The sequence below is a fragment of the Alkaliphilus hydrothermalis genome (assembly GCF_016908555.1).
GTDB classification, from domain to species: domain Bacteria; phylum Bacillota; class Clostridia; order Peptostreptococcales; family Natronincolaceae; genus Alkaliphilus; species Alkaliphilus hydrothermalis.
In genome coordinates this window covers 47,642-74,395 of sequence record NZ_JAFBEE010000014.1, presented here as the reverse complement: position 1 = coordinate 74,395, position 26,754 = coordinate 47,642, and the positions used below count along the sequence as shown (strand labels likewise).

At 33.2% G+C, this 26,754-nt stretch carries 28 protein-coding genes; 23 read left to right on the top strand and 5 right to left on the bottom strand.

Going from position 1 to position 26,754, the window contains the following annotated elements; translation table 11 throughout:
• Positions 1 to 47: 47 nt before the first annotated feature.
• Together dnaN and dnaA are read right to left on the bottom strand one after the other, a co-directional pair.
• Entirely contained in the window at positions 48 to 1,148 is a 1,101-nt protein-coding gene (gene dnaN / locus JOC73_RS10615) for a DNA polymerase III subunit beta (RefSeq protein WP_204402972.1), read from the bottom strand.
• Between the two features lie 231 nt (positions 1,149 to 1,379).
• Positions 1,380 to 2,729, bottom strand: coding sequence for a chromosomal replication initiator protein DnaA (dnaA, locus tag JOC73_RS10610; RefSeq protein ID WP_204402969.1), 1,350 nt, complete (start codon positions 2,727 to 2,729; stop codon positions 1,380 to 1,382).
• Positions 2,730 to 3,335: 606 nt separating this feature from the next.
• Here dnaA and rpmH point away from each other — a divergent pair.
• The 9 genes from rpmH to noc all read left to right on the top strand — a co-directional run bounded on the left by rpmH (position 3,336) and on the right by noc (position 10,600).
• Positions 3,336 to 3,470, top strand: coding sequence for a 50S ribosomal protein L34 (gene rpmH / locus JOC73_RS10605; protein ID WP_132848477.1), 135 nt, complete (start codon positions 3,336 to 3,338; stop codon positions 3,468 to 3,470).
• Between the two features lie 67 nt (positions 3,471 to 3,537).
• On the top strand, positions 3,538 to 3,900 hold the full coding sequence (gene rnpA, locus JOC73_RS10600) for a ribonuclease P protein component (RefSeq protein ID WP_243427938.1): 363 nt from the start codon (positions 3,538 to 3,540) through the stop codon (positions 3,898 to 3,900).
• A gap of 21 nt (positions 3,901 to 3,921) precedes the next feature.
• On the top strand, positions 3,922 to 4,134 hold the full coding sequence (gene yidD / locus JOC73_RS10595; protein WP_204403000.1) for a membrane protein insertion efficiency factor YidD: 213 nt from the start codon (positions 3,922 to 3,924) through the stop codon (positions 4,132 to 4,134).
• 22 nt (positions 4,135 to 4,156) lie between these two features.
• Positions 4,157 to 4,819, top strand: coding sequence for a YidC/Oxa1 family membrane protein insertase (locus JOC73_RS10590; RefSeq protein WP_204402967.1), 663 nt, complete (start codon positions 4,157 to 4,159; stop codon positions 4,817 to 4,819).
• 1 nt (position 4,820) lies between these two features.
• On the top strand, positions 4,821 to 5,441 hold the full coding sequence (gene jag / locus JOC73_RS10585; protein ID WP_204402965.1) for an RNA-binding cell elongation regulator Jag/EloR: 621 nt from the start codon (positions 4,821 to 4,823) through the stop codon (positions 5,439 to 5,441).
• 181 nt (positions 5,442 to 5,622) lie between these two features.
• A complete protein-coding gene (gene mnmE / locus JOC73_RS10580) occupies positions 5,623 to 7,008 on the top strand; it encodes a tRNA uridine-5-carboxymethylaminomethyl(34) synthesis GTPase MnmE (RefSeq protein WP_204402963.1) in 1,386 nt (461 codons plus the stop codon).
• A 62-nt stretch (positions 7,009 to 7,070) separates the two neighbouring features.
• A complete protein-coding gene (gene mnmG / locus JOC73_RS10575; RefSeq protein WP_204402960.1) occupies positions 7,071 to 8,960 on the top strand; it encodes a tRNA uridine-5-carboxymethylaminomethyl(34) synthesis enzyme MnmG in 1,890 nt (629 codons plus the stop codon).
• Positions 8,960 to 9,679, top strand: a complete 720-nt coding sequence (rsmG, locus tag JOC73_RS10570) for a 16S rRNA (guanine(527)-N(7))-methyltransferase RsmG (protein ID WP_204402958.1) — start codon at positions 8,960 to 8,962, stop codon at positions 9,677 to 9,679. Before mnmG ends, rsmG begins: the two co-directional genes overlap by 1 nt.
• 123 nt (positions 9,680 to 9,802) lie before the next feature.
• The gene (gene noc, locus JOC73_RS10565) at positions 9,803 to 10,600 is read left to right on the top strand and encodes a nucleoid occlusion protein (RefSeq protein ID WP_204402956.1); all 798 of its coding nucleotides are present in this window, start codon (positions 9,803 to 9,805) and stop codon (positions 10,598 to 10,600) included.
• Positions 10,601 to 10,731: 131 nt separating this feature from the next.
• On the opposite strand, the gene JOC73_RS10560 is transcribed toward noc, so the two are convergent.
• Complete coding sequence (locus tag JOC73_RS10560; RefSeq protein ID WP_204402954.1) at positions 10,732 to 11,001, bottom strand: TMEM165/GDT1 family protein; 270 nt, start codon at positions 10,999 to 11,001, stop codon at positions 10,732 to 10,734.
• Positions 11,002 to 11,391: 390 nt separating this feature from the next.
• On the opposite strand from JOC73_RS10560, the gene JOC73_RS10555 reads away from it, so the two are divergent.
• The 6 genes from JOC73_RS10555 to JOC73_RS10530 all read left to right on the top strand — a co-directional run bounded on the left by JOC73_RS10555 (position 11,392) and on the right by JOC73_RS10530 (position 16,418).
• Positions 11,392 to 12,165 (top strand): ParA family protein, encoded by a 774-nt coding sequence (locus tag JOC73_RS10555; protein ID WP_204402952.1) that lies wholly within the window; start codon positions 11,392 to 11,394, stop codon positions 12,163 to 12,165.
• Positions 12,166 to 13,038, top strand: coding sequence for a ParB/RepB/Spo0J family partition protein (locus JOC73_RS10550; RefSeq protein WP_204402950.1), 873 nt, complete (start codon positions 12,166 to 12,168; stop codon positions 13,036 to 13,038).
• Positions 13,039 to 13,234: 196 nt separating this feature from the next.
• Entirely contained in the window at positions 13,235 to 14,377 is a 1,143-nt protein-coding gene (locus JOC73_RS10545) for an aminotransferase class V-fold PLP-dependent enzyme (protein ID WP_204402949.1), read from the top strand.
• Between the two features lie 123 nt (positions 14,378 to 14,500).
• On the top strand, positions 14,501 to 15,049 hold the full coding sequence (locus JOC73_RS10540; protein ID WP_204402948.1) for a DUF4446 family protein: 549 nt from the start codon (positions 14,501 to 14,503) through the stop codon (positions 15,047 to 15,049).
• Positions 15,050 to 15,994, top strand: a complete 945-nt coding sequence (locus JOC73_RS10535) for a diacylglycerol/lipid kinase family protein (RefSeq protein ID WP_204402947.1) — start codon at positions 15,050 to 15,052, stop codon at positions 15,992 to 15,994. It begins immediately after the preceding gene.
• Between the two features lie 163 nt (positions 15,995 to 16,157).
• A complete protein-coding gene (locus tag JOC73_RS10530) occupies positions 16,158 to 16,418 on the top strand; it encodes a YkuS family protein (RefSeq protein ID WP_204402946.1) in 261 nt (86 codons plus the stop codon).
• A gap of 307 nt (positions 16,419 to 16,725) precedes the next feature.
• Here the strand turns inward: JOC73_RS10530 and yyaC are convergent, their stop codons facing one another.
• Positions 16,726 to 17,313: a spore protease YyaC gene (gene yyaC / locus JOC73_RS10525; protein WP_204402945.1), complete on the bottom strand. Its 588-nt coding sequence runs from the start codon at positions 17,311 to 17,313 to the stop codon at positions 16,726 to 16,728.
• Positions 17,314 to 17,721: 408 nt separating this feature from the next.
• On the opposite strand from yyaC, the gene JOC73_RS10520 reads away from it, so the two are divergent.
• The 7 genes from JOC73_RS10520 to JOC73_RS10490 all read left to right on the top strand — a co-directional run bounded on the left by JOC73_RS10520 (position 17,722) and on the right by JOC73_RS10490 (position 25,326).
• A complete protein-coding gene (locus JOC73_RS10520; protein ID WP_204402942.1) occupies positions 17,722 to 18,825 on the top strand; it encodes a YkvI family membrane protein in 1,104 nt (367 codons plus the stop codon).
• A gap of 180 nt (positions 18,826 to 19,005) precedes the next feature.
• Positions 19,006 to 20,121: a DUF5711 family protein gene (locus JOC73_RS10515; RefSeq protein ID WP_204402940.1), complete on the top strand. Its 1,116-nt coding sequence runs from the start codon at positions 19,006 to 19,008 to the stop codon at positions 20,119 to 20,121.
• Between the two features lie 15 nt (positions 20,122 to 20,136).
• On the top strand, positions 20,137 to 20,817 hold the full coding sequence (locus JOC73_RS10510) for a CvpA family protein (RefSeq protein WP_204402938.1): 681 nt from the start codon (positions 20,137 to 20,139) through the stop codon (positions 20,815 to 20,817).
• Between the two features lie 78 nt (positions 20,818 to 20,895).
• Positions 20,896 to 22,599 (top strand): DNA polymerase III subunit gamma/tau, encoded by a 1,704-nt coding sequence (gene dnaX / locus JOC73_RS10505; protein WP_243427937.1) that lies wholly within the window; start codon positions 20,896 to 20,898, stop codon positions 22,597 to 22,599.
• 73 nt (positions 22,600 to 22,672) lie between these two features.
• Complete coding sequence (locus JOC73_RS10500; RefSeq protein WP_204402936.1) at positions 22,673 to 23,017, top strand: YbaB/EbfC family nucleoid-associated protein; 345 nt, start codon at positions 22,673 to 22,675, stop codon at positions 23,015 to 23,017.
• A gap of 24 nt (positions 23,018 to 23,041) precedes the next feature.
• Positions 23,042 to 23,641, top strand: coding sequence for a recombination mediator RecR (recR, locus tag JOC73_RS10495; protein WP_204402934.1), 600 nt, complete (start codon positions 23,042 to 23,044; stop codon positions 23,639 to 23,641).
• A 1,202-nt stretch (positions 23,642 to 24,843) separates the two neighbouring features.
• Positions 24,844 to 25,326: a hypothetical protein gene (locus JOC73_RS10490; RefSeq protein ID WP_204402932.1), complete on the top strand. Its 483-nt coding sequence runs from the start codon at positions 24,844 to 24,846 to the stop codon at positions 25,324 to 25,326.
• Between the two features lie 334 nt (positions 25,327 to 25,660).
• Here JOC73_RS10490 and JOC73_RS10485 read toward each other — a convergent pair whose 3' ends face one another.
• The gene (locus JOC73_RS10485) at positions 25,661 to 26,326 is read right to left on the bottom strand and encodes a Crp/Fnr family transcriptional regulator (protein WP_204402930.1); all 666 of its coding nucleotides are present in this window, start codon (positions 26,324 to 26,326) and stop codon (positions 25,661 to 25,663) included.
• A gap of 96 nt (positions 26,327 to 26,422) precedes the next feature.
• Between JOC73_RS10485 and JOC73_RS10480 the strand changes: the two genes are divergently transcribed.
• A complete protein-coding gene (locus JOC73_RS10480; RefSeq protein WP_204402927.1) occupies positions 26,423 to 26,749 on the top strand; it encodes a cupin domain-containing protein in 327 nt (108 codons plus the stop codon).
• Positions 26,750 to 26,754: the final 5 nt, after the last annotated feature.

The following is a 26,754-nucleotide window of genomic DNA, read 5'->3' as shown; positions in this document are numbered from 1 at the left end:
ATTTTTATGATAAAAATATAAACCCAGCATTTGCTGGGTTAAATTAACTAGTGTAATCTCACAGGAAGAACTAAGTATACATAGTTGTCGTTATCTACAGGTCTTATAATTCCTGGGCTTACTCCTGTCGTTAAAGTAATGAATATTTCCTCATCTTCAATTACCTTTAAAGCTTCTATAAAGTATTTTGAATTAAAGGCGATTTCTAAATCATTACCTTCCAATTGTATTGGTATCTCTTCATATACTTTTCCTAGTTCGGAGTTGGACGTAATAATCATTTTGTCGTCTTTAATTGTAAATTTAACTAGATTACTCTTACCCTCTCTACCTAATAAAGAAGCTCTCTCTATACTGTTTAATAAATTCTTAGTATTAATCTTCACCCTTGATTTATATTCCTTAGGAAGAATCTGATTATAATTAATGAATTCCCCCTCAAGCAATCTTGATATTAACTTAGTATTGCCTATAGTGAATAATCCATGATTTTCTGTTAGTGATACTTTAATAGGCTCATCTTCATCCATATTCATAATTCTACTGATTTCGTTCAATGTTTTAGCTGGAATGACAACTTTGTAATTATCTACTGCATTAATGCTTCCTCTTCTTAAAGCTAATCTATATCCATCTAATGCCACCATATTTAAGATTGATTCTTCGATTTCAACTAATACTCCAGTTAGTATTGGTCTAGACTCGTCTTGAGATGTTGCAAATACAGTTTGACGAATCATATTTCTAAATATCTCCTGAGGTATTAAATAGGTTTGTTCTTCTTCAACTACTGGTAACTCAGGGAATTCAGATGCACTTTGACTTAAGATATTAATTTCTGTATGTTCACACTTAATTAGTATTTGACTATTTTCATCTATACTAATTTCAACGTTTGAATCGGGTAGTTTTCTGATAATCTCACTAAATAGTCTTGCGTCAATAACGATAGATCCTTCTTTTCTTACGTCTGCCTCAATAATATTTTCTATCCCAATCTCTAAGTCAGTTCCTACTAGTTTTAATTGACCCATCTTAGCTTCTAAATAAATCCCCTTTAGTATAGTTAGAGTTGTTTTAGAAGAAACAGATTTTTGTACAATGGAAATACTATTTAGTAGATTTTTTTGAGGACATGAAAAGTGCATTGTGGATAACCTCCTTTGCAGATTTATATATAAATAATATAAAAAAATAGTAGTAATAGTAATAGGTCCTGTTAGTTTGTTAGTAAGAGGGTCAGACCTTTATATTCAGCAGTTTTGTTGTGTGAATAACATGTGTAGAAGTGGGACTATTTTATCCACAAATTCAGAGAAAAAAAACAGAAATAAAGTATCAACATGATATACACAGTTAAATGTTGATGGATTTTAGTATCACATATCACCTTTTAATTCCTTCATAATCGTTTCGATGGTTTCCTTCAAATTTGCATCTGATTGAATATCATTCGATATTTTATCATGGGCATGCATAACTGTAGTATGGTCCCTACCTCCAAACTCTTCACCTATTTTAGGTAAAGATAGGTCAGTAAGTTCTCTTGTAATGTACATAGCAATTTGTCTAGGAAAAGCAATGGCCCGAGTTCTCTTTTTAGAATCTATATCCTCTAACCTAATATTATATCTCTTTGCAATAACTTCTTTAATTAAAGGAATATTTAGCTGCTTAGGTTTTGAAGAGAAAATTTCCTTCAGAGCTTCGCTTGCAAGCTCAACGGTGATTTCGCTATTAGTTAATGAAGAATAGGCTACAATTCTTATTAAAGCCCCTTCTAATTCCCTAATGTTAGCCTGTATTTTTTTTGCTATAAATATAGTAACCTCATTTGGAACATCGATATTCTCCATCTGAGCTTTTTTTCTCAGAATAGCAATTCTTGTTTCAAAATCAGGTGGTTGAATATCTGTAATCAAACCCCATTCAAATCGAGATCTCAAACGATCTTCTAATGTTGGAATCTCTTTAGGAGGACGATCACTGGATATAATAATCTGTTTGTTGGATTCATGCAGCGCATTAAAAGTATGGAAAAACTCTTCTTGAGTTCGCTCTTTACCAGCAATGAATTGAATATCATCCACTAATAGCACGTCCACATTTCGATAACGATTTCTAAATTCAACATTTCTATCGTCACGAATAGAATTAATTAATTCATTTGTAAAAGTTTCAGATGATACATAGGCAACCCGTGCTTTTGGGTCATTTTCCAATATAAAATGTCCAATTGCATGCATTAAGTGGGTTTTACCTAATCCAACACCTCCATATATAAATAGAGGATTGTAAGCTTTGGCTGGTGCTTCAGCTACAGCAACTGATGCTGCATGGGCAAAACGATTACTATTACCTATGACAAATGTATCAAAGGTATATTTAGGATTCAGATTAGTTGACGAAAGATTAGTTTCTATTTGTTGTAATTTCTGAGATTTAGTATGTTCTTTTTTAATATTTTGTATATTTTCTTCTGTTGGGATAACAAACTGAATTTCATACTTTTTTGAAGTAATCTGTTTTATGGCATTACTAATAAGCGTGACATAACGGGTGGTTAAAATTCCTTTAGTAAAATCGTTTGGCACGCCTAAAATGATTTGATTACCTTCCATTGATATAGGCTCAATGGTTTTAATCCAAGTATTAAAGCTTACTTCAGTTAGTTCAGTTTTGATTAAGTTTTCTGTTTTATCCCAAATCTCAGATAGGTTGTTAAGCATAGAACAGCCCCCTAATAGTTTGTTATATATATGAATTTTAAAATTATTTTTTAGACTTGTCCTCATGTTTATCCACAATAATAGTAAGCAAATAGCATATAAAAAGAAAAAAAACAAATTAATAATTATCTACAGATTATATTTAATAGAATGTGGATAAGCTATTCCTTAAGGGGTTATGTTCCTACCATAGAACATTTATTAACAATATCGATAATTTAATTATACACAAAAAAAAACCCCAAAATCAAATACATATTTATTAAAAATCTGAGTAACTTTTAAGTTATGCACAACAATATCCACATATTGTGCATAAATGTGAAGAATGTGAATAAATTCATAAAAGTTATCAACAAGTATTAATATAATATCAAATATTTTTAGCTTTTTCAACAAATATAAAAAAATATCCACAAAAGAAGACATATCCATAATATTATTATCCACAATTAAGTGATCTGTTTTATCTTGACATGATACTCTAATATAGTTATAATCTATTTGTGTTATTATTTTTAAGTACCATAGTGGTATATATTTTGATGAATATCAAAGTTTATTAGATAGAAGTACTAATATAGTACTTGAAGGGGGTGTTTTGAAGTGAAAAGAACATATCAGCCAAAGAAAAGACAAAGAAGCAAAGAACATGGTTTCAGAAAAAGAATGAGCACTAAGAACGGCAGAAATGTATTAAAAAGACGTAGATTAAAAGGCAGAAAGAGATTAACTGCTTAATGCATACATCGACTGCTAAGGCCGCAATTTGTGGCCTTTTCTTGTAATTATGGGAGATGGTAAATTTATGACGATGCAAAGTTCAACCAGTACTAATAGTACAATTAATACAATAAGAAAAGATCGAGAGTTTAGACAGGTATACAAGTATAGTAAGTCAATGGCAAATAAGCTACTGATTATATACATTATGCCTAATCAATCGGAGTCTAATCGTGTAGGGTTGACGGTATCCAAAAAGGTTGGAAAAAGTGTTGTTAGAAGTAGAGTGAAAAGATTAATGAAGGAGAGTTTTAGATTAAACCATCATCGCATAAAAAGTGGGTATGATATTGTATTTGTGGCAAGAGTGGGATGCAATGAAGCTACATATCAAGAAATCGAGAGCGCTATGTTGCACTTGCTGAAAAAAATGAAACTATATAAGTAATAAATTGGAGTGGGTAACTTGCTGAAGAGTCTATGTATTTCGCTAATCCGTTTTTATCAAAAATGGGTTTCTCCATTAAAAGGACAAACCTGTCGATTCTACCCCACTTGTTCCCAATACAGTATAGAGGCTTATCAAGAATATGGTTTTTTTAAAGGTACTTATTTAATGATTATGAGAATATTAAGGTGTCACCCCTTCCATCCAGGGGGATATGATCCCTTAAAGAAATAAAAGCAGCTAGGGGGTTTTAAATTTGTCGGCATTAGCAAAACCGTTAGGTATGTTGTTAAAAATGATTTTTGATTTAACTAACGACTATGGGATATCCATTATTGTATTTACTATTGTAGTAAAGCTACTAATAGTACCTTTGACTCTAAAGCAAACAAAATCCATGAAGCAAATGCAGGAAATTCAGCCTAAGTTAAAGGAATTACAAGAAAAGTATAAAGATGACAAAGAAAAATTAAATATTAAAACAATGGAGCTTTATAAAGAACATCAAGTAAGTCCATTTGGTGGATGTCTACCTTTATTGATTCAATTACCAATTTTATTTGGTCTATTTGCTGTTCTTAGAAATCCCGGTTTGTATGTATTTGGTTCCGAAGAAATATACAAAAGCATTGATACTAGTTTCCTTTGGTTACCAAACTTAGCAGACCCAGAAAAATTAGTATTACCTTTATTAGCTGCGTTAACTACTTTCCTTTCTAGTTATACAATGTCTTCTTCTAATAAAGGCGACCAAACCCAAAAGATGATGATGTATTTCTTCCCTATCATGATTTTTATCTGGGGAAGAGGCTTTCCAGCAGGACTAACTCTTTATTGGGTAGTAAGTAATGGATTCCAAGTAGTACAACAATTATTAATCTCAAAACCTTATGCCAGAGCAAAGGAGGGTTCTAATTAATATGAACTTGATTGAAACCACTGGTAAAACTGTTGATGAAGCAATTGAAGCAGGTTTAAAAGAATTAAGCAAAGCCAGAGAACAAGTGCAGATCGAAATATTAGAAAAACCAGCTAAGGGGTTCTTGGGTTTAATCGGAAATAAAATGGCAAGAGTTAAATTAACAGTCCTTGATCTTCCTGAGGATGATGCAAAAAACTTCTTAAATGATGTGTTAATGACGATGGGAATCGAAGCAGAAATACATGCTAAACTGGAAAAGGACAACTTAAATGTCAACATAGAAGGACCTAATATGGGTGTCATCATTGGTAGAAGAGGACAAACACTTGATTCCCTACAGTATCTTGTAAGCCTAGTGGTTAATAAGAATAGAGATAACTACCTAAAGGTATTTATTGATACTGAAAACTACCGTGAGAAGAGGGAAGAAACCTTAGTACGTCTAGCAAATAAAATGGCGAGAAAGGCTAAAAAGATTGGAAAAACAATATCTTTAGAGCCAATGAACCCATATGAAAGAAGAATCATTCATGCTGCTTTACAGGGTAATCCCTTTGTTCAAACCTTCAGTGAGGGTGATGAACCTTATAGAAAGGTTGTAATTACACTAAAGAAATAAAACGTAAAACCCAGTATAATTACTGGGTTTTTGTAATTAATATATGATTAAATTTAAAAAGATTCCTCCTTATGTAATCGAATTAGTTGATATTTGGTATAATACTAATAGATTTTACATGATTATGATATCTTTTAGATTTAGATAAGTACATATAAAGAATATAAATTGAGGTGGAAGAATGTTTTTAGATGATACGATTGCGGCCATAGCAACAGCTCCTGGGGAAGCAGGAATTGGGATAGTTAGAATCAGTGGAGATAAAGCATTATTAATAACAGATAAAATATTTAGATCCTTAAAGGGGATGAAACTTAGTGAATTTCCTACTAGAAGGTTAACCTATGGGCATATCTTTAATCCTGAGACGGAGGAAAAAATTGATGAAGTGCTTGCTGTATATATGAAGGGGCCCAATACATATACAAAAGAAGATATTATAGAAATAAACTGTCATGGCGGGATGATTCCTGTTAAAAGAATTTTAGAGGTTGTTCTAAATCAAGGGGCAAGAATGGCTGATGCTGGAGAATTTACGAAAAGGGCATTTTTAAATGGACGGATTGATTTGGCTCAGGCAGAGGCTGTTATGGATCTGATTAGCGCCAAGACTGAAAAAGGGTTTGATGTCGCATTAGATCAGTTGGAGGGTTCTTTATCTAAAAGGGTTGAAAAACTAAGGAATGACGTATTAGAATTATTAGCCCATATAGAAGTATCTATTGACTTTTCAGAGGAGGACGTAGATGAGATTGCCCTTGATTTGCTATTAAATAAGTCTATCGAACTAGAAAAATCCTTAAGTTATTTGTTGGAAACAGCCGATACAGGAAAAATTTTAAGAGAAGGATTGAGTACTGTAATCGTAGGAAAGCCCAATGTAGGCAAGTCGTCCCTACTCAATACACTATTGAGGGAATCTAGGGCTATCGTAACTGATGTTCCAGGTACAACGAGGGATGTAATTGAAGAGCATTTAAATGTCAAAGGGATACCTCTTAAATTAATTGATACGGCTGGTATAAGAGAAACTCAAGATATAGTAGAACAAATCGGAGTGAAGAAATCTAAGGAATTTTTCAACAAAGCAGATTTAATCATCTTTATGCTGGATGCTTCCAGGACACTAACAGAAGAGGATGTTCAAATCATCGAATTAATCCAAAATAAAAAAGCCCTTGTATTATTAAACAAGACTGACCTACCAATGGAAATAGATATAGATAGAATTAAAAATTTACTAGGTGAAAAGCAGATTATAAAAGTATCCTTAGTAGATGAGACGGGTATTGATCAAATAGAAAATTACCTTGAAGAAATCGTCTACAGGGGAGAGGTGCGGGCTAAAGATCGACTACTGGTGACAAATGTTAGACATAAAAATGCAATAGAGAGAAGTTTGAAGAGCCTAAGGGATGGTATAGAAGCAATTAGAAATAGGTTACCTATGGACTTTATAGAAGTAGATTTTAAAAATACATGGGATTTTTTAGGAGAAATTACTGGTGATACTGTTGGGGAAGATTTAATAGACCACATTTTCCAGAACTTCTGTATCGGAAAGTAAGTAGGGTTTTTATTAAGGTAGTTTAGTTATTCTATATTAGGAATAAAACGGAGGAGATATAGATGAAGTATCATAGAGGAACGTATGATATCATTATTGTTGGTGGTGGACATGCTGGTTGTGAAGCTGCGTTGGCATCAGCAAGAATGGGTTGCAACACATTAATGTTAACCTTGACATTAGATGCCATTGCTATGATGCCCTGTAATCCATCTATAGGAGGCACAGGAAAAGGACATTTAGTAAAAGAAATAGATGCCCTTGGTGGAGAGATGGGGATAAATACAGATAGAGCTTTTATTCAGAGTCGAATGTTAAATACTGCTAAGGGGCCTGCTGTACATTCCCTAAGGGCTCAAGCTGACAAAACAAGGTACCATATTGAAATGAAAAAAACAATTGAAAACCAAGAAAACCTTGACTTAATTCAAGGGGAGGTAGTGGATCTAATTGTTGAAGAAAATACTGTCAAAGGTGTTGTCATGAGGAGTGGAGCTGAGTTTCATAGTAAGGCTGTTGTATTGGCAACAGGTGTTTATCTAAGAAGTAAGATATTTATTGGGGAATTTAATTATGAGGCTGGACCCAATGGTCTGTTTCCTGCATTGTTTTTAACAGATCGATTAAAGAGCCTTGGATGTGATTTACGAAGATTTAAGACTGGTACCCCGGCTAGAATACATGCCGACACAATTGACTACTCTAAAATGACCATTCAGCCTGGTGATGAGGAAATTGTTCCATTCTCTTTTATGAATGACAAGTTGAGTTTAGAACAGCATCCTTGTTGGTTAACGAGAACTACAGGTGATACATTGAGGATTATCAAACAAAACCTACATAGATCGGCCTTCTACCGGGGAGATATGGAGGGTGTAGGACCTAGATATTGCCCATCTATAGAAGACAAGGTAGTTCGATTTGAAGATAAGCAAACCCATCAGTTGTTTATAGAGCCTGAGGGAGTAGACACAAAAGAAATGTATGTACAGGGAATGTCCACAAGTCTACCAGAGGAAGTACAAATAGAAATGCTACATTCTGTAGTTGGCCTAGAGGATTGCAAAGTCATGAGACCAGCCTACGCCATAGAATATGACTGTATTAATCCAACACAACTAAAGCCATCTCTTGAGATTAAGCATGTGGAGAATCTTTTTAGTGCAGGTCAATTCAATGGAACATCTGGTTATGAAGAAGCAGCGGCCCAAGGATTAATGGCTGGCATAAATGCTGTTTTAAAAATCAGAGGTGAAGAGCCCTTAGTATTAGACCGTTCAGAAGCCTACATTGGGGTAATTATAGATGATTTGGTGACAAAAGGAACAAATGAGCCATATCGTATGATGACTTCACGGGCAGAATATAGACTAGTTCTAAGACAAGATAATGCTGATCTGAGGCTTACTGAGAAAAGCTACAAGATAGGTTTGGCTACTAAAGAGAGATACGATAAGGTAATGGATAAGAAGATAAAGGTAGAGGCAGAGATTGAGCGATTAAAGGGTAAATCAGTTTCACCAAATGTAGCTAACCCTATTCTAGAAGAAATAGGAAGCGCATTATTAAAGGGTGGTATTTCCCTATATGAGCTCTTAAAAAGGCCAGAAGTATCCTATCAAGAAATTAAGAGAATAGAAAATGGGGAAGAGCATGAATTACTAAAGTATGTAGAGGAACAGGTTTCTATCGTTATAAAGTACGAGGGCTATATCGAAAAGCAGCTGAGACAAATAGATCAGTTTAAGAAGCTTGAAAACAAAAAAATTCCTGAAGATATTGAGTTTCACAGCATTGATGGCTTGAGACTAGAAGCTAGACAAAAGCTTACGGATATCAGACCTTTATCGGTTGGTCAAGCATCCAGAATATCAGGAGTATCTCCTGCAGATATATCCGTCTTATTAGTCTACCTTGAACAAAGAAGAAGACAGGGGAAGGGAGAAGTCTAATGGATTTACGAGACATGTTAATAGAAGGTTGTAGACAGTTGGATATTAAAGTTAATGATACACAAGTAGAGCAATTGCTAACCTATAAGGATGTGCTTTTGGAATGGAATCAAAAGATGAATTTGACAGCCATTCAAGATGAAAAAGATGTAATTATTAAACACTTTTTAGATTCCATTACATGCTTAAAGGTAAAGGAGTTTAAAAATGAAGGGAAGTTAATCGATGTAGGAACGGGTGCAGGATTCCCTGGAATCCCTTTAAAGGTATTTAATCCTAATATACAACTCACTTTATTGGATTCTTTAAACAAAAGACTCAACTTTTTGAAGGAAGTATGTAATCAACTGGACCTAGATGGGGTTCAGTTTTCCCATGGTAGAGCTGAGGACTACGGACAGGATGCTAAGTATAGGGAACAGTTTGATTTTGTCGTAGCGAGGGCTGTCGCGTCTCTAAATGTACTCTCAGAATATTGTCTACCCTTTGTAAAAATGAATGGCTATTTTATTTGTCAAAAGGGACCATTGGTGGAGGATGAGCTTAAGGATGCCCAAAAGGCAATCAAGGTCCTTGGTGGTGAAGTTGAGGATTTATTAAGTATTCAGTTACCTTTTAGTGATATTAATCATCGTATTGTTATCATTAAAAAAGTAAAGCAAACCCCGACAAAATACCCTAGAAAAGCTGGAACTCCTGGCAAAAATCCAATTATTTGATTAAAAAAAGTAGTTTTTTGTAAAACGAAAATATATTTTCTACTCTGTTTTTGCAGGACTCAACTTTTTTTTATCGAATTATATTTATTAAAGGAACTAATGAAGAAGAGAGGGATATAATCGATGAATACTGCGGAGAAACAAATTATCGAGGTTTCGATAAACTCTATCATTCCCAATCCATATCAGCCAAGGAAAACTTTTTCTCAAATTAGTTTAGACGAGCTAAGTCAGTCAATTAAAGTATATGGAATACTACAGCCTATTAGTGTTAGGCAAATTGGAGAGGAAAAGTACGAACTAATTGCAGGGGAAAGACGTTTAAAGGCGGCAAAACTGGCTGAACTTCAGTCTGTACCTGCTATTGTTCACCATGACTACAATGATAAGGATTCTGCTGTTTTAGCAATTATTGAGAACTTACAACGGGAAGACCTAAATTTTATCGAAGAGGCTGAGGGGTATTATAACTTAATTCAAGATCACGGGTTTACTCAACAGGAATTGGCTGAGCATGTTGGTAAAAATCAATCAACTATTGCTAACAAAATGAGGATTCTTCGATTAAGACCTGATATTAAGAAGACCCTCTTGGAAAATAACTTGACAGAAAGACATGCAAGAGCATTATTGAAACTTCCCGATGATGACTTAAGAACGGTGGCATTAGAAAAAATTATTAAGTATGATTACAATGTTAAGAAAACTGAAGACATAGTACAGGTTATGTTGGAGGAAATAAGCCAAGAAAAAGAACCTAAAAACAATAAAAAAATTAGGAGTTTTATGAACTATAGAATATACATTAACACAATTAAACAAGCCTATGATGCCATTAAAGACAAGCAAGAAAAGGCTGAGTTTAATCAAGTAGATAAAGGTGAGTACATAGAAGTAACAGTAAAGATACCTAAAAGTTAACATGCTGATATAATAGCTTAGATGAAAGATTACTATAAAACTAGTAATCTTTTTTGTGCTTCAATATGTAATTAGTTTATTAAATGTACAAATAAACTTGTTAATTTCAAATATAAAAAAGCTTGATGCGATTATATTTTACCTGATAATGTCAGCAAACCGATAATGATAAAAATTACGCCTGCAGCCATCTGTAAGTAGTGGGGATCTATAAATTTATTTATATAGGTAGCTGCAATAACCCCTACGAAAGAACTCAGTATTAAAGCTAAAGATGAGCCTATAAATACAGGCCAAACGGATTTTGCTTGTGTTGCTAAAAGCATTGTTTGTAGTTGTGTTTTATCACCTAATTCTGCGAAAAACACGATTACAAAGGTTGTAAAGATTACTCGTAGCATTTTAATGCCCCCTTAGTTATATATGTTATTTGTAAAATGCTCTATATCATTAGTATGTTTCAGATAATCAATTTAGAAATACTTTACTTTTTTTTATAAAACAAATTTAATTTTATTGTAAAGAAGGAGTTTTATATATCTTTTTAGACAGATTATTGATAGAATAAATGTATCCAAAAAAATTTTAATTTTTTATTACATTTTTTATGATTTCTTATTAGGATGAGCATATATTTATGTATAAGTATTAGTTTAAAGATGGACAGGCTAGGTGTAGTTGTTTGATTTATTTAAATATTATTTTACATTAAAACTAAAAAGCAGGGTTATTAAACTTATTTGACGAAATAAAAATAATATAGTTGTTCCGTAGGGAGGGAGTGAGAAGTGATGAGTAAAGTTGTTGCAATTTTTAATCAAAAAGGCGGGGTAGGTAAGACGACAACAAACGTTAATTTAAGTGCATGTATTGCTAAAAAGGGAAAAAAAGTTTGTGTTATCGATATTGACCCTCAAGGTAACACCACAAGTGGTTTTGGCATTGATAAAACTGTATTAGAGTATAGCATATATGATGTCATTGTTAATGAAGTAGATATTAATAAGGTTATTATTAAGACTGATTACGAAAATCTTGATATAGTACCATCAAGCGTACAATTAGCAGGAGCTGAAATAGAATTGGCTCAGATGGAAGGCCGTGAAAACAAGTTAAGATATGCGTTAAATCAGATTAGATCAGAATATGACTACATTTTTATTGATTGCCCCCCTTCTTTGGGACTATTAACGATTAACTCCCTTTCAGCTGTGGATGGAGTGTTGATTCCTATTCAGTGTGAGTATTATGCTTTAGAGGGCGTTAGTCAATTGATGAACACCATTCAATTAGTCAAGAGGAGTATTAATCCTTCACTGGAAATTGAGGGTGTAGTAATCAGTATGTTTGATGGTAGAACCAATTTATCCATACAGGTGGTGGATGAGGTAAAAGCCTACTTCAAAGGTAAAGTCTATACAACCATCATTCCTAGAAATGTTAGATTAGCAGAAGCCCCTAGCTTTGGACAACCAATTATCTATTACGATGAAAAGTCAAAAGGTGCTGAAGCCTATGTAGAATTAGCTGAAGAGTTTCTTGATTTTGAGGAGGACGTGATTTAGATGACAAAAGCGAAAAAGAGAGGGCTTGGTAAGGGATTAGAAGCTCTAATTCCTCAAACAAATACAGTACATATTGAAGAAGATTCAATAGTTGAGGGAAAAGTACATAATATAAATATTAATAAAGTATATCCTAATGTAAATCAACCTAGAAAAGACTTTCAACAGGAGCAAATACTAGAACTTGCACAATCCATAAAAAATCACGGTTTTATCCAGCCCATAATTGTAATGAAGGAAGAAAAGGGTTATATGATTATTGCTGGTGAACGTAGATGGAGGGCGGCAAAGGAACTTCAACTGCAAGAGATACCTTGTATTGTTAAGCAATATGAAGATCATAGAATTTTAGAAATTGCCTTAGTTGAGAATCTACAGAGGGAAGACTTAAATGTTATTGAAGAAGCACTGGCATATCAGCAAATCCTGAAGGACTACAGTATCACTCAAGAACAACTATCAGAGGCGATTGGTAAAAGTAGACCATATATTGCAAATTCCATTAGATTACTTAATCTGGATGAAAGAGTAATAGAAATGATTCGATTAGGTCAAATTAGTAGTGGACATGGACGAGTACTCCTTAGACTAGATAACCTTGAAAATCAATATAAGGTAGCTCAACAGATACTAGAGCATCAGTTAAACGTAAGACAGTTAGAAGAGCTAATAGAGCCTAAAAACACCTCTAATAAAAAAGAAAAAACAAGCAAATCTAAGGATTACATTTTGCTAGAAATTGAAGATAGTTTGAAAAAGAGATTTGGAACTAAAGTAACCATCAATAAAGGACCTAAAAAAGGTAAGATAGAAATAGAATATTACAATGAAGATGACTTGGAAAGAATTGTAGAGTTGTTAGAGAGGGCATAATTAGTTTAAAATATATATAGCACAAACTATCAAAGTAATGTTTCACGTGAAACATAAACCGATTAACAACAAAACAAAATTAGTTATACCAACAGTATTTTATTAGAAATATAATAAAATAAACTGTGGCAATCAGATGATTACTGAATATGGTATGATTAAGAATCAATTTCCTTGAAAAGTGAGGAGGAATTTAATGATTTATTTAGATAATGCTGCAACAACCTATCCGAAGCCAGAGTCAGTTTATGAGGCTATCCTACACCAGATGAAAAATTTTGGAGCTAATCCTGGAAGGTCAGGTCACAAAATGGCAATAGAAGCCGGTAGGTCAATCTTTAATGCTAGGGAGCTAGTTGCTAGACTATTTAATATAGATAATCCAATGCAAATAATCTTTACTTCCAACGCAACCGAAGCTTTAAATTTAGCTATTAAGGGACTTTTGAAAGCAGGAGATCATGTGATTACAACTAGTATGGAACATAACTCTGTTTTAAGGCCTATTACAACATTAGAAAAAATAGGGGTAAAAAATACAATCATACAATGTAGTGGGGCAGGATACGTGGAGCCTAGCGATGTAAAGAAGGCTATTAACGAAAATACGAAGTTGATTGTAATGACCCACGCCTCTAATGTAACGGGGACATTGATGCCAATTGAAGAAATTGGAAAGATAGCAAAAGAAGCAGGTATTAACTTCTTAGTAGATGCTGCTCAAACTGCTGGAGTTTATGAAATAGATGTAAAAAAACTTAACATTGACTTACTGGCACTTCCTGGTCACAAGGGCTTATTGGGGCCACAAGGAACTGGACTATTGTATATTAGAGAAGGTCTAGATATAATGCACTTTAAAGAAGGTGGAACAGGAAGTAAATCGGAAGAATTAGTACAGCCAGAGATGTTGCCAGATCGTTACGAAAGTGGAACTCCCAACACTCCTGGTATTGCTGGTTTAGCAAAAGGTATTGAATTTATCATGGAGACTGGGTTGGATAAAATTAGACAACATGAAGAGGCGCTTACCCAGCAGTTTATCGATGAGATAAGTCATATTCATCAGGTGAAAATATATGGACCAAAGGATGCTAAAAGACAGGCTGCAGTAGTCTCAATCAATATAGGAGAAGAGGATTCTTCGGAAATCGCTTATATACTAGATAAGGTTTTTAATATAGCTGTTCGTCCTGGGCTACACTGTGCACCCCATACCCATAAAACTATTGGAACTTTTGAACAAGGAACAGTTCGTTTTAGCTTTGGGTACTTTAATAAAAAAGAAGATGTAGAAGCAGCAGTAGCTGCTATAAAAGAGATATGTGAACAACTGTAAGGGATGCGTTGGCATCCCTTAATCCATGAACTTAGCAGGGCACTCTCAGAAACAATATTTTAAATAACTATTTTCCTTTATAAACAATACTTAGAACTTTGATAACTGAAGGGAGAAAAGCAAATGGAAAACATTTTATTATTTGTAGAAGAATACACTATACCAATCATCATTGGTTGTGCAATCATGAATATAGTAATTGTAGTATTACTAGCAATTAACTATGCACTAACCTCCAGCCTGAAGGACAAGTATAGAAAGCTAGTTAAGGGAACTAGTGGTAAGAATATAGAAGGCATTTTAATGGAACATATGGAAAATGTTGAATCTGTAAAGGAAGAGCTACAATCCATTTATCGTAAACTCGATATCATTGATAACAAAATAAGTTTTTGTGTTCAAAAAGTAGGAATCATTAGGTATAATGCTTTTCAGGATACTGGTAGTGATTTAAGCTTCTCTATAGCCCTATTGGATGATAATAATGATGGAATTATTCTAACAGGTATTCATGGTAGAGCCGAAAGTATCTCCTACGCTAAGCCAATTAAAAAGGGAGTATCCAACTATAGCCTATCTGTAGAAGAATTACAAGCGCTAGAAAGAGCGAAATGTAATCTTTTAGATCATACTGACGTGCAAGGAAGCAGAAGTAAAAGAGAGGTTGGTTAAGTGAAGAAATTATCCTATCTATTTATAGTTAACCCTGTAGCTGGAAACTACAAAGCTAATAAGGTTATGGATGTCCTCAAAATTCAATTAGAAGGAAGTAATATAGACTACAAAGTAGCGTATACAACCCATAAGGGGGGAGCAGCAGACTTATTAAATAAAATGAATTTCAATCCTTATGATGTTATTGTTGCAGTTGGTGGAGATGGAACAGTCAATGAAGTAATCAATAGTATGGTAGGAACAGACAAAATTATCGGTATAATCCCCAGTGGGACAGGCAATGACTTAGCTAAAAGCTTGAACATTCCACCCAATCCTGTTGAAGCTTTAGATATGATTATAAATGGTGAAGTTGTAAGCATTGATGTAGGTAGGGCAGATGATAGATACTTCACGAATGTAGCTTCTATTGGTTTAGATGCTGAGATTGCATATCATGCGAATAAAATGAAGAAGAAATTATCTGGCACTAAAGCATATATCCTTTCTTTGATTAAGGTACTGTGTACCTTTAAAAGCTTTCCTATTGAACTGGAACATGAAGGGGAAATTATAAAAAAAGAAGTTATGTTGGTGGCAGTATGTAATGGGAAATTCTATGGAGGTGGAATGAAGATTGCACCTGAAGCATCTTTATCCGATGGGAAACTGGATGTTTGCTTGATAGAAAAAATGCCTAAATTTAAGTTATTATTTCTCTTTCCTACTGTATATAAAGGGACACACAACAGATATAAAGAGGTACAGTTTTATAGAACAGATAAATTTATTATTAGGCCTAAAAGTGGATTATTAAACCTAGATGGAGAAGTCTTTAATCAAGATGAAGAATTGAAATTTTCAGTATTGAATAGTTATATTAAGGTAGCTTTGAGGAATCAGAAGGTTGAAATGATAGAAAATCAAATAGATCATAAAAAGATTAAGGCTCCAGCTAGTTAGCTGGAGTTATTTTATGTAAGAATAAATGAAAGGACAGGACACATAATAACTGATAACTCCCACAATGAATATAGAGAGAAAATCTAACATAAAGGATTTATCCGAAAGGTTATAGTATTGAATTCCTTTTTTTTAGATAAACTATAGTCAGGGAGGTGTAATCATGAAAACAGTTGCAGTACAAGAAGACCTAGTGGATATTCGGGAAGCATTAAATAATAAAGGTTACAAAATTATTGATTTTAAGGATGAAGGGCATGTAGATGCGATTGTCTATACTAACCATCATAGTGGGATAGCTAGCTTGAATAATGATGTATCGAAGGATAATTTAGGGGCTGTTTTAGTAAATTCTACAAATAAAAGCATAGAAGAAATAGTATACATAATAGAAAAGAGAAGATATGGTAGCTTGTTTAGTTAAGTAGGAGATGTTTATAAGACTTATCTCATCAAAACTACAGCACTTGTAATATAAGTATTGGTATATAAATACCTGCTATTAAGTAAATCATTGAGACTAGATTGCATGTGACATTTGAATTAAGTCGGGAATCGATAGTAGGTATAATTTATGAACGGATACTTGTATAAATAAATATGTTGTCAGAAAAACTAGCGTTATTTTTAATATTAATAAAATAAAGACTCCTATGATTTTAGGAGTTTTTATTTTTATTGATCTAATGACAAATCAAGTGTTCTTTAGCTGGTTTATGATGACAAATTATTTATACCAGCTGTTGCTGCTGTTTCATTTTCCAAAGAGAAAAACGAATCCCCTCAGAAATGGTATCAGCCATTTTCATTACAAGATTTAATCTTGTATTTTGAAGAACCAAGTACTCCATATAGCCACTTAAATTAACAATACCTGTAATATGAATATTTCCTATACTAGGTAGTTCTTTATTAACACCGGCTCCAGGCTTTAAAGGCCCATCTCCTACTTTTACGTAGCCGACTCTCTCCATTCTACCTAAACAAGCATCAATAGCAATGATAAACGGGTTTTCATAGTTATTATATATTTCAGAAATTTTATCGTGTAGGTTTTTAGCGTGGACAGGTTCCTCTAAGGTACCTAATAGATAAACATTAGGATAATTTTTAATATGGTTCGCTAGTTTATATCCGATTAGGGGACCTAATGCATCTCCAGTAGAACGATCTGTTCCTATGCAAACGAATACGAGCTCCTTAAAAGGAAAATGATAGTGGTCCTGTATGTACTTCAATAATATAACACTGAAATCGATGTGAGACATAGGTATATTTACATTAATCGAATCTGACAGTTCAGGCTTTACTATTGGCATTAAAATTTCCTCCCTGAAATACATAAATTTTATATAGGAATTATGAAATAGGCTTAAGTATTATCTTTTAGTATTAAACAAGTCCATATGAAAATAGAGTTATCTTAAATATATGATTTTGTTGGGTTGATATAGAATATAAAAAGACAATTCTCAAACAAGTAAATTCTATTAACAGTTTGCCCCAAAATTCAATTTTGATACGCTAGCTTCATGGCGGAGCTTAAGAAGAGATTAAGTGGTTGACATATCAAGGGCCTCACAAGAGCAAAGAAGAACACAGGTCAATTATCAGTAGAGCCTATTTTTAAGAAGTAATCCTAGATTAAGTCAGGTAGTATTATTTCATGGTAATATACCTTGGTGCCTTCATAATATATTGTTGTATAGAGATGGAGGGGTGAAATAATGACAAGAAGAGCATCTATACTAACACTGGGGTGTATTTACATAGGAACAGTGATTGGAGCTGGCTTTGCCTCAGGACAGGAAATACTACAATTTTTTGGTAAACATGGTAAAATTGGAATAATAGGGGTTGTTTTATCAACAGTTATGTTTTGTGCATTAGGATCGAAGCTACTACAGATGGTCTATGAAAGAAGATTGAACAACTTTGATGATTTCTTGAGTATATACTTTGATCCAAGGAGCAGGCGAGCTACTAATACAATGATGACTTTTATTTTGTTAATAGGCTATTTTGTAATGTTAGCAGGGGGTGGGGCTATTCTAAAGGCCATGCTTGGCCTAGATAGCATATATGGTATCCTTATCATGTCAGGGCTTTGTTTTGGTACATTTATGTTTGGAGTTGATGGTATCGCTAAGGCTAATAATATAATTGTCCCCGTACTAATGCTTATTGTAGTTATATTTACTTCGTTAATCATTTATTATAATGCCTTTATGCTTGACTATTTTATGGAGAATCCATTAGGAGAAATTAAAATATTTTACGATAATGTCATAAGAGGGTTTGGAAGTGGGGAATGGAAAGTTAGTCTTTATATGGGCTTTGGATGGCTGTGGTCAGCTATATTATACTGCGCATTTAATAGCCTTGTGGCAGTTGTAGTCTTATCCTCCCTTAGACCGTTTATCAGAGATAGAAAGTCAGCAAAATATGGTGGAATCATTGGAGGTGTGGGATTAGGAGGGATGGCTCTCTTAATATTAATAAGTCTCTTGTTTTATTACTCTACAGTGTATAGATTAGAAGTTCCAATGATTGCTGTAGCCAATAACTTAGGGGCTGTTCCTAAGCAAATCTATAGTCTTTTATTATGGTTTGCAATGTTTACAACTGCCATCGCCAATGGATATGGTTGTATTACTAATGTTGTAGAGCTTGGGAAAATTCCTGAAGGGTGGAGTAGGTTATTAGTCTGTGTTGTGTCTATTCCACTGGCTATGGTTGGGTTTAAGCAACTAATTAGCTTTTTCTACCCAATATTAGGTTATATGGGGCTGTTATTTATCTTGTTGATACTGATGGGAAGAAAGAAGTAGCAGAGGAAAATTATAATTAATAGAGAATATGGCTATTTGAGAAAGGTTTATTAAAACAAAACAATACTCAAGATAGTCTGTGATTATGTCATGTTAATATGGTAAAATAGAGAAAAGGACGGACATAAGATGTAAAAAAACATAGGAATGTTTCACGTGAAACATAAGGGGGATTTAATAGTGAATAGAAAAAAGAGGATGATGCTGATACTAATATCTTTATTACTACTTCTATTAATTTTTAATCCAAAAACCATAACATATCTACAAGAGCAGTTTTTGGGAGATGAAAGAGAAGTTATTGATTTGATGGAATTGGAGCTACCCCATAGTAGTCAAATGGTGTATCATAAACTAGATGACCAATTACTACAGTACTGGGATGGTATTTTGTACTCCTATAGTATGGATGGGAGTCAAAATTGGAGTACTAACCTAAGTATAAACAATCCCACAGTAGAGACTAGTAAAAATAGTGTCTATATAATAGATAAAAGCAAAAAGCAAATAATTAGAATTAATAAGCAAGGTGAAACTATATATAGAACAACTCTAAATGACGATATAGGGTTTATAGAAGGAAAAAAAGATGACGTAACGCTCGTGTATCATACACCAGACAATAGTAGATTTAGAAAACTATCTATACTTAATGGAGAAGGGAAAAAAATTGGAGATATAGTAATTAACGATGGAGAAGTTGTGAGTACTGCAATATCAAAAGATGAGGAAAGAATTATCCTCCATACTGTAGGTATAGGTGGAGGAAAACTTCAAACAAAACTAATTAGTTATAACCTACAGGGGGAGTTACTAGAACTAAAGGGTATAGAAGACCAGTTGATAGTTAACATGTTCTTTGATTATAAAGGGAATTTAATTACTGCCCACGAAAATAAATTAGTAAGTATTGATAAAAGCCAAGAGATTAATTGGGAGCAACCAACAGATAAATTAATAAAAGTAATGGATTTATCAGGTGAGTATATTGTTACTTATGGGGGGGAAGGAAAGAATAGCATTCTACAAGGAAGATCAAGAGAAAAAATACAAGTTATAGATATGGAGGGCAATGTTATAGGGGAAAGTAAGCCAAGGGAGTCCATTATGGGGATGGATTATGATAATGAGTTTTTCATTGCCTATTCAGATAGATCTATTTATCTATATGATAAAAAGTGTAATATGATGATGGAGCATCAATTAAGTGTGGATATTGAAAAGGTATTTTTATTACCTCAAAAACATATAGCGGTCATTTCTAAAGAAAAACTAGTATTTATGAAAATACAGTAGAAGAGGAGAACGTCTATGATACTAACGGATTTATTTATCATTGCCTGCATCGGTTTAAATATGATTGCAGGATATAAGAGGGGGTTTATCTGGTCCTTCTTTGGATTAGCCAGCTATATAATAGCAGCCATATGTGCAAAGGTTTTCTATTTAGATGTTGCAATAGCCTTAAAAACATATACAGGTTTATATAGGGGATTAGAAGGGTTTATAAAGGATAATTTCTTCAGTTTCTTCCAAGGGAGTGCAGAGAGTAAGCTGGACACAGGGGAATCAACCTTAGAGGGGTTGGGATTAATAGGGGAGTTTTTAGTAAAGGATATAGATATTCAAGCATATACCCAGCAAACAGTAGATATTGTAAAGGAGGAGGTTTCAAAAGGAGTTGCTAATCTCCTGCTTAATATGATTAGTATCATATTAATCTTTATCATTGTTAAGGCTGCGATTCTACTAATCGGAACTATGTTAGATCAATTGTTTAAACTACCATTATTAAGTGGTATAAATAAGACTGGTGGCTTAGTGGTAGGTGGTATAAAGGGATTATTATTGGTAATGGTGGTATTAGTTATTATGTTTGTATTTGCCACCACTTCACCAAAAGGAGTTGTAGCAGCAGCTATTGAAGAATCATTATTAATTCAAATTTTCTTTAGAGATTTATTTCCACCTCTTATGGATTGGTTATTATAGTGAAACAATCAGTATAAAACGGAATTCCATTACAATTGAAGGGTATCAATAAGTTTTTTTTTAGGTCTTTATGGTATAATGAATATATTGAAAACTAGTGAAGGTGATAAAATGACTTATCAGGCATTGTATAGAAAATGGAGACCTACAGTATTTGAAGATGTAGTAGGACAAGATCATATTACAACAACTTTAAAAAATCAAATAAAATCAAAGAATATATCCCATGCATATCTGTTTTCAGGAACAAGGGGTACTGGTAAGACATCCACAGCTAAAATATTTGCAAGGGCAATCAATTGTATTGAGCCTAATGGGTTTGATCCTTGTAATCACTGTGAAGTATGTCACGGTATTCTTTCTGAGAATATTATGGATGTTATTGAAATTGATGCAGCCTCCAATAATGGTGTTGACCATATAAGGGAGATTAGAGAAAATGTAAAGTATCCTCCTTCAAAAGGTAAGTATAAGGTATACATTATTGACGAGGTTCATATGCTCAGCACCGGAGCCTTTAATGCCCTGCTGAAAACCTTGGAGGAGCCCCCTAGTCATGTGGTATTTATTTTAGCGACAACAGAACCCCATAAGCTACCTGCCACCATATTGTCTAGATGTCAAAGATTCGACTTTAAGCCAGTAAAAAACAAGGACATTGTTGAACGTTTGGCTAGAATATGTAACAGTATGGATATAGCGTTTGAAGAGAAGGCCCTATGGACTGTAGCTAGAAACGGAAGAGGTGGTCTGAGGGATTCATTAAGCATTTTAGAACAATGTATATCCTTCAGCAGAGGAAAATTGACCTATGAGGAAGTAGTCAATACCCTTGGATTGACAAATGAAGAAGTATTAATGAAGCTAGTGGATGCGATTCATAGAAGGAATGCTTCAGATGCCCTAAAGATTGTACAATCTCTAATTATGGAGGGTAAGGATGTTCAGTTACTAATTAAAGATTTAATAAACTATATAAGACAATTATTGCTTTTAAGAATGAAGGTTGTGGAGGCAGATCGTGGAGAGGACTCTAGAGAAATTGCAGAATTGATGGAGAAACAAAGTCAAACCTTCAAAGAAGAAGATATTATCCGATATATCTATAGCTTAACTGAGGCGGAGGGAAAGGCAAAATATGCTTCTCAGCCACAGATTATTCTAGAGGTTACCCTAGTGGGTTTGTGTAATCCGCAAATGGATCAATCGATAGATGGGTTGATTCAAAGAATAGAAGATTTAGAACAAATGGTAAAAAATGCAAATACGAGGATAGTATCAGCTCCTCAAATGGTGGCTGAAAATAAGCAAATTAATAATACGACTAAAGCTCATTCCACTACTACCAGAAACCAAAATCAATATAAAACCAGTGAAGTGGAAAAACAGGAAGAGTCTGTTAGTATAAATAGAGGTTCAGCCCCAATTGAACTAAAGAAAATAAAAGCAAAGTGGGCAGATATCTTGGAAACAATTAGACAAAACAAAAAAGCCCAAATTAAAGCCTTCTTAATGGAGGGGGAAATCATAGATTTAAAGGGAGAGACCCTTGTTATTGGATTTAAGGATGGTTTTAGTTTTCATAGGGATGCATTAAATAAAGAGAAAACTAAGAATTTCATTATAGAAGTAATCCATAAGGTGACTGGACAACAGGTGCAGTTATCTTTGATAATGGAGTCGGAGCTTCACCATCAAAAGTCTAATCAAGGATCTTATGATCCAATTGATCAATTAAAAAATATTTTGCCAGAAGATATGTTTGAAATTGTAGAAGATTAGATAAGTTGGAAATAATTATGTTATAATAGTAAGATGGATAAATTTATAAATAAATATATGAGGAGGAATAACAATGGCTAAAAAAGGATTTCAAGGTATGGGTGGAATGCCCAATATGAATAATATGATGAAGCAAGTACAACAAATGCAAAAGAAAATGGTAGAGCTTCAAGAAGAGTTAAATGAAAAGGAACTGGAGACAAGTGCTGGTGGCGGTGCTGTAATAGTGAAAATTAACGGTAAGAAAGAAATCTTGGCAATAGATATTAAACCAGAGGTTGTTGATGCTGATGATGTTGAAATGCTACAAGACTTAATTATGGCAGCAGTCAATGAAGCGATTCGCTCTGCTGAAGAAATGACCAGCAAAGAAATGTCTAAAGTAACTGGAAATGTAAGCTTACCAGGCTTATTTTAATCTGACAAAACAAGGAGAATATTCATGAATTATTACTCAACCCCCATAGCGACTCTAATAGATGAATTTACTAAACTACCTGGTATAGGCAGAAAGACAGCACAAAGATTGGCATTTCACGTAATTAGCTTACCAGAAGAAGAAGCTGAAAAGCTATCAGGTGCGATTATATCTGCTAAAAAGAATGTAAAACACTGCAATGTATGTACTAACTTAACTGATTTGGACACATGCTCTATTTGCAGCGATCAATCGAGGGATGCATCTGCTATCTGTGTGGTGGAGGACCCAAGAGATGTTGTGGCTATGGAAAAGACAAAAGAGTTTAGAGGATATTATCATGTATTGCATGGGGCAATTTCTCCCTTAGATGGTATTGGACCACAGGATATTAAAATAAAAGAATTATTAGGAAGACTGGGAGATGGAGTTGTAAATGAAATTATATTGGCTACTAATCCTAACATAGAAGGTGAAGCGACTGCCATGTATATCTCTAGATTGTTAAAACCAATGGGAATTAAAGTCACAAGAATAGCCCACGGGATTCCTGTAGGTGGAGATTTAGAATATGCAGATGAAGTAACTCTGACAAAGGCACTAGAGGGACGAAGAGAGTTGTAGCATAAAATACTAAAGTTCTATCAAAAAACATGGTTTCAGGAAGGGTAAAAACTTCCTGTACCATGTTTTTTTAGTTTTTGGGACTTACCCATTGTTCATTGAACCTAGTCCCTAAAAAGCCCTAAAATAAAGGCCTCAATTCCAAAGTGGAAAATGGTTTAATTTTAAACAACATTATTAAATTGATACATGGACTACTAAAATTCTTATTTCTTGAAAACTGTGCTTAGATCTATAAATTTACAAAAATTTACGGCATTACATAATAAGAGGGTAGAGGGTGGAAATTAATTATATCGAGATCAAGGGCTTACTGATTTACAATGTGAGTGTATATGTAACCCAGAGAGAAAGAGGGATTTTCATAGATTTACTATAAAATTTGAAAATGATGATGTAGTCAGTTTGATAGAGGGGAGGAGTTAGAAGGTGAATATAAAGGTGATGCCACTGGAATCCCTAAGGACATAATTTTAATTTTACTGCATGCATTACTACTTCCACTAGGCATCTGGATTCTATTTAACTTAGAAGATGTGGCAAAGAAATGGTATGAATTATCCAAGAAAAAAGCAATATCAGAATACAAATATTTCTTAGGATTTTCAATGAGGGGGTACACATTAGTAAGTTGGAATAAGATTATATTCAGGCTTATGGGTCAGCCATATTAATAGGAAGTATAAGCACTTTGTACTTAGTGTTAGTGCTTGTAGATATATAAGACTATGCAGGTCAAGTCACAGACATCTAAATGCTAAATTACTTTAAAATAAAGTGTAGAGTAAGTTCTGATAATAAATATAACTACTGTTATGATTATAATTATAAATTATTCAACAAATTAACAGATAATACATATAAATTCACACATAAAAAATGAAAAATTTGTATGTGAAACAGGTAATTGGGGTAACGATCCCTACAACGGATTTTATAATGAGAGTATTTTGTAAAGATAAAAGAGGACATATAAGAATAGAAGTATGTGAAAGGATAATGGAGGCACATTAGAAGATCACAATTGCAGTTTCTATATTGATGGTGTTAAAGCACGGGAACTAGAGGGATTTGGAAAGTGTGTTCAAAGCTTAAAATTACAAGGGAACAAAAGTTAGCATCAACATAGATAAGTTTATATAGGATAAAACGCGTTATTATTATTTTGTTGCGGACTTATAATACTTAGAAGGAGATTTTCTATGCAAAGAAAAAATTCAATTTTATGTATTGTTGGGATTATTAGTGTTATTATTATTGGAACATTATTTATTACTAATCCATTTAAAGAGGAGATTTGGAACATTAATGCTGATAATTTAAGAAACTCATTCAATATTATAAGCGGTGATGCAGATATTGAAGATTTGTCTCAATTTACTCCTTATGAATGGGATGTACTCTATAGTTTTGCACCATATACACCTAAAGAAAAAATATATGAAACTATAGGATACAAATGGGACAATATAACTGAATCTGTAAGCGAAGGAATGAATCAGATTGTATTTGTTAAGGATGGCAAGGTAGTGTGTTACTTATATGGGTATCCAGAAAATATTAAATTAGGATTTAATTTTGGAGAATACAAAGGTAGTTATATAAAACTTACATCAGAACAAAATCTGTTTTTTAAGACTACAGTTTTTGATAATGGTGTAAGATATTTTAACTATATTAAATGAGTATGTCTAGCAGCAGTTAGTTCAGAAATTTCATTAGAGACTATCTAGTAGAAAACTAATGAAAAAAGGCTGCTTTATTCAGGAAAGTGGTAATAATATGCCTTGTGTTGCCTAGTTCGGTATAGATGAATTTGAAAAAGATAAAGATTACTCCACTGAATATGATCCTCAAAAATACTATTGCGTTGCTATTGATGATGATATCTTAAACCATTGGTGGAATGAATTAATTTTAATTAAAACTTACTTTCATTGCTATAGTAGACCCAAAAACATGTTTAGAAGAAGCTAAATACAGCTTCTAACCATGTTTTTGTTTTGTCTATTATTAGAATTAGAACTCAAGACCTATAATAGTAATGGAATCCGCATTAAAATCGATTAAACCATCTTTTCTCATTTTGTTAAGCTCCCGTGACAAAGATGTTCGCTGAATACCTAGTCTTTCAGCTAACTCTTTCTTTGTCATGGATAAGATGATTCTACAGCTTTTCTGAATATAGTATTCATATTTAAGAAAATCAATGACGGATTCTCGAATAGATTTTAATGAAATAGTTTTTATCTTGTCGGTTAAAATTGTTGTTATATCAGAAATACAGGTTAAAAACTCCAACAAAAAAGTTTCATTTGATTGGCATAGATTGAGGACTAAGCTTTTTTTAATATGTAGTATAGTACAATTAGTCTTTGAAATAATAGTCATGGGATAGTGGGGGTACTTCGAAAATAATATATTTCCACCAATTGAATCCCCAAAACTAAAGTCAGTAATTGTTAGAATATTACCTTGTTCATCAATTCTTTGAACACGGGCTTCTCCTTTTAAGATTAAATCTAATGTCTGACATTTTTCTCCTTCAAAATGAATCATATTATTTTTATTGTAGTCGGATATAATAAAAGAACCAGAGTGAAAGTAATCTATTAGTTGGTCTGTAGATATATCCTTAAACAAATTATTTACTTTGATTAATGATAACTGTTTCTTCATATTCATTTAATCACCTTTTTTCATAACTAGTTACCTTGGTAACTACATAAGATTATAAATTATTATATTATAGTATTAATTAAATTTAAAGGAGGAAATATTATGATAGAAAAAAATTATAAGTATCAGGTAATAGATGAAAAAATAATAGAACGTCTTGTTGATGACGAAAATATCCATTTAAACCATATGGTTTTGACTAAGGGAACTGGATTACCAGAACATTTTTCAAACTCAAATGTTTACATGATAATTGTTAGAGGAAGGATGTCAATCAAATTAAATGATCAAGAATATAATCAGTATACTGTCGGCGACATTCTAAATATCCCCTTTAACACTAAAATGAATGTAGAAAATCACCATGATGAAGTATTAGAATTCTTTGTTGTAAAAGCACCAAATCCTAAGGATTATAAAGCTGAATAAGTTTT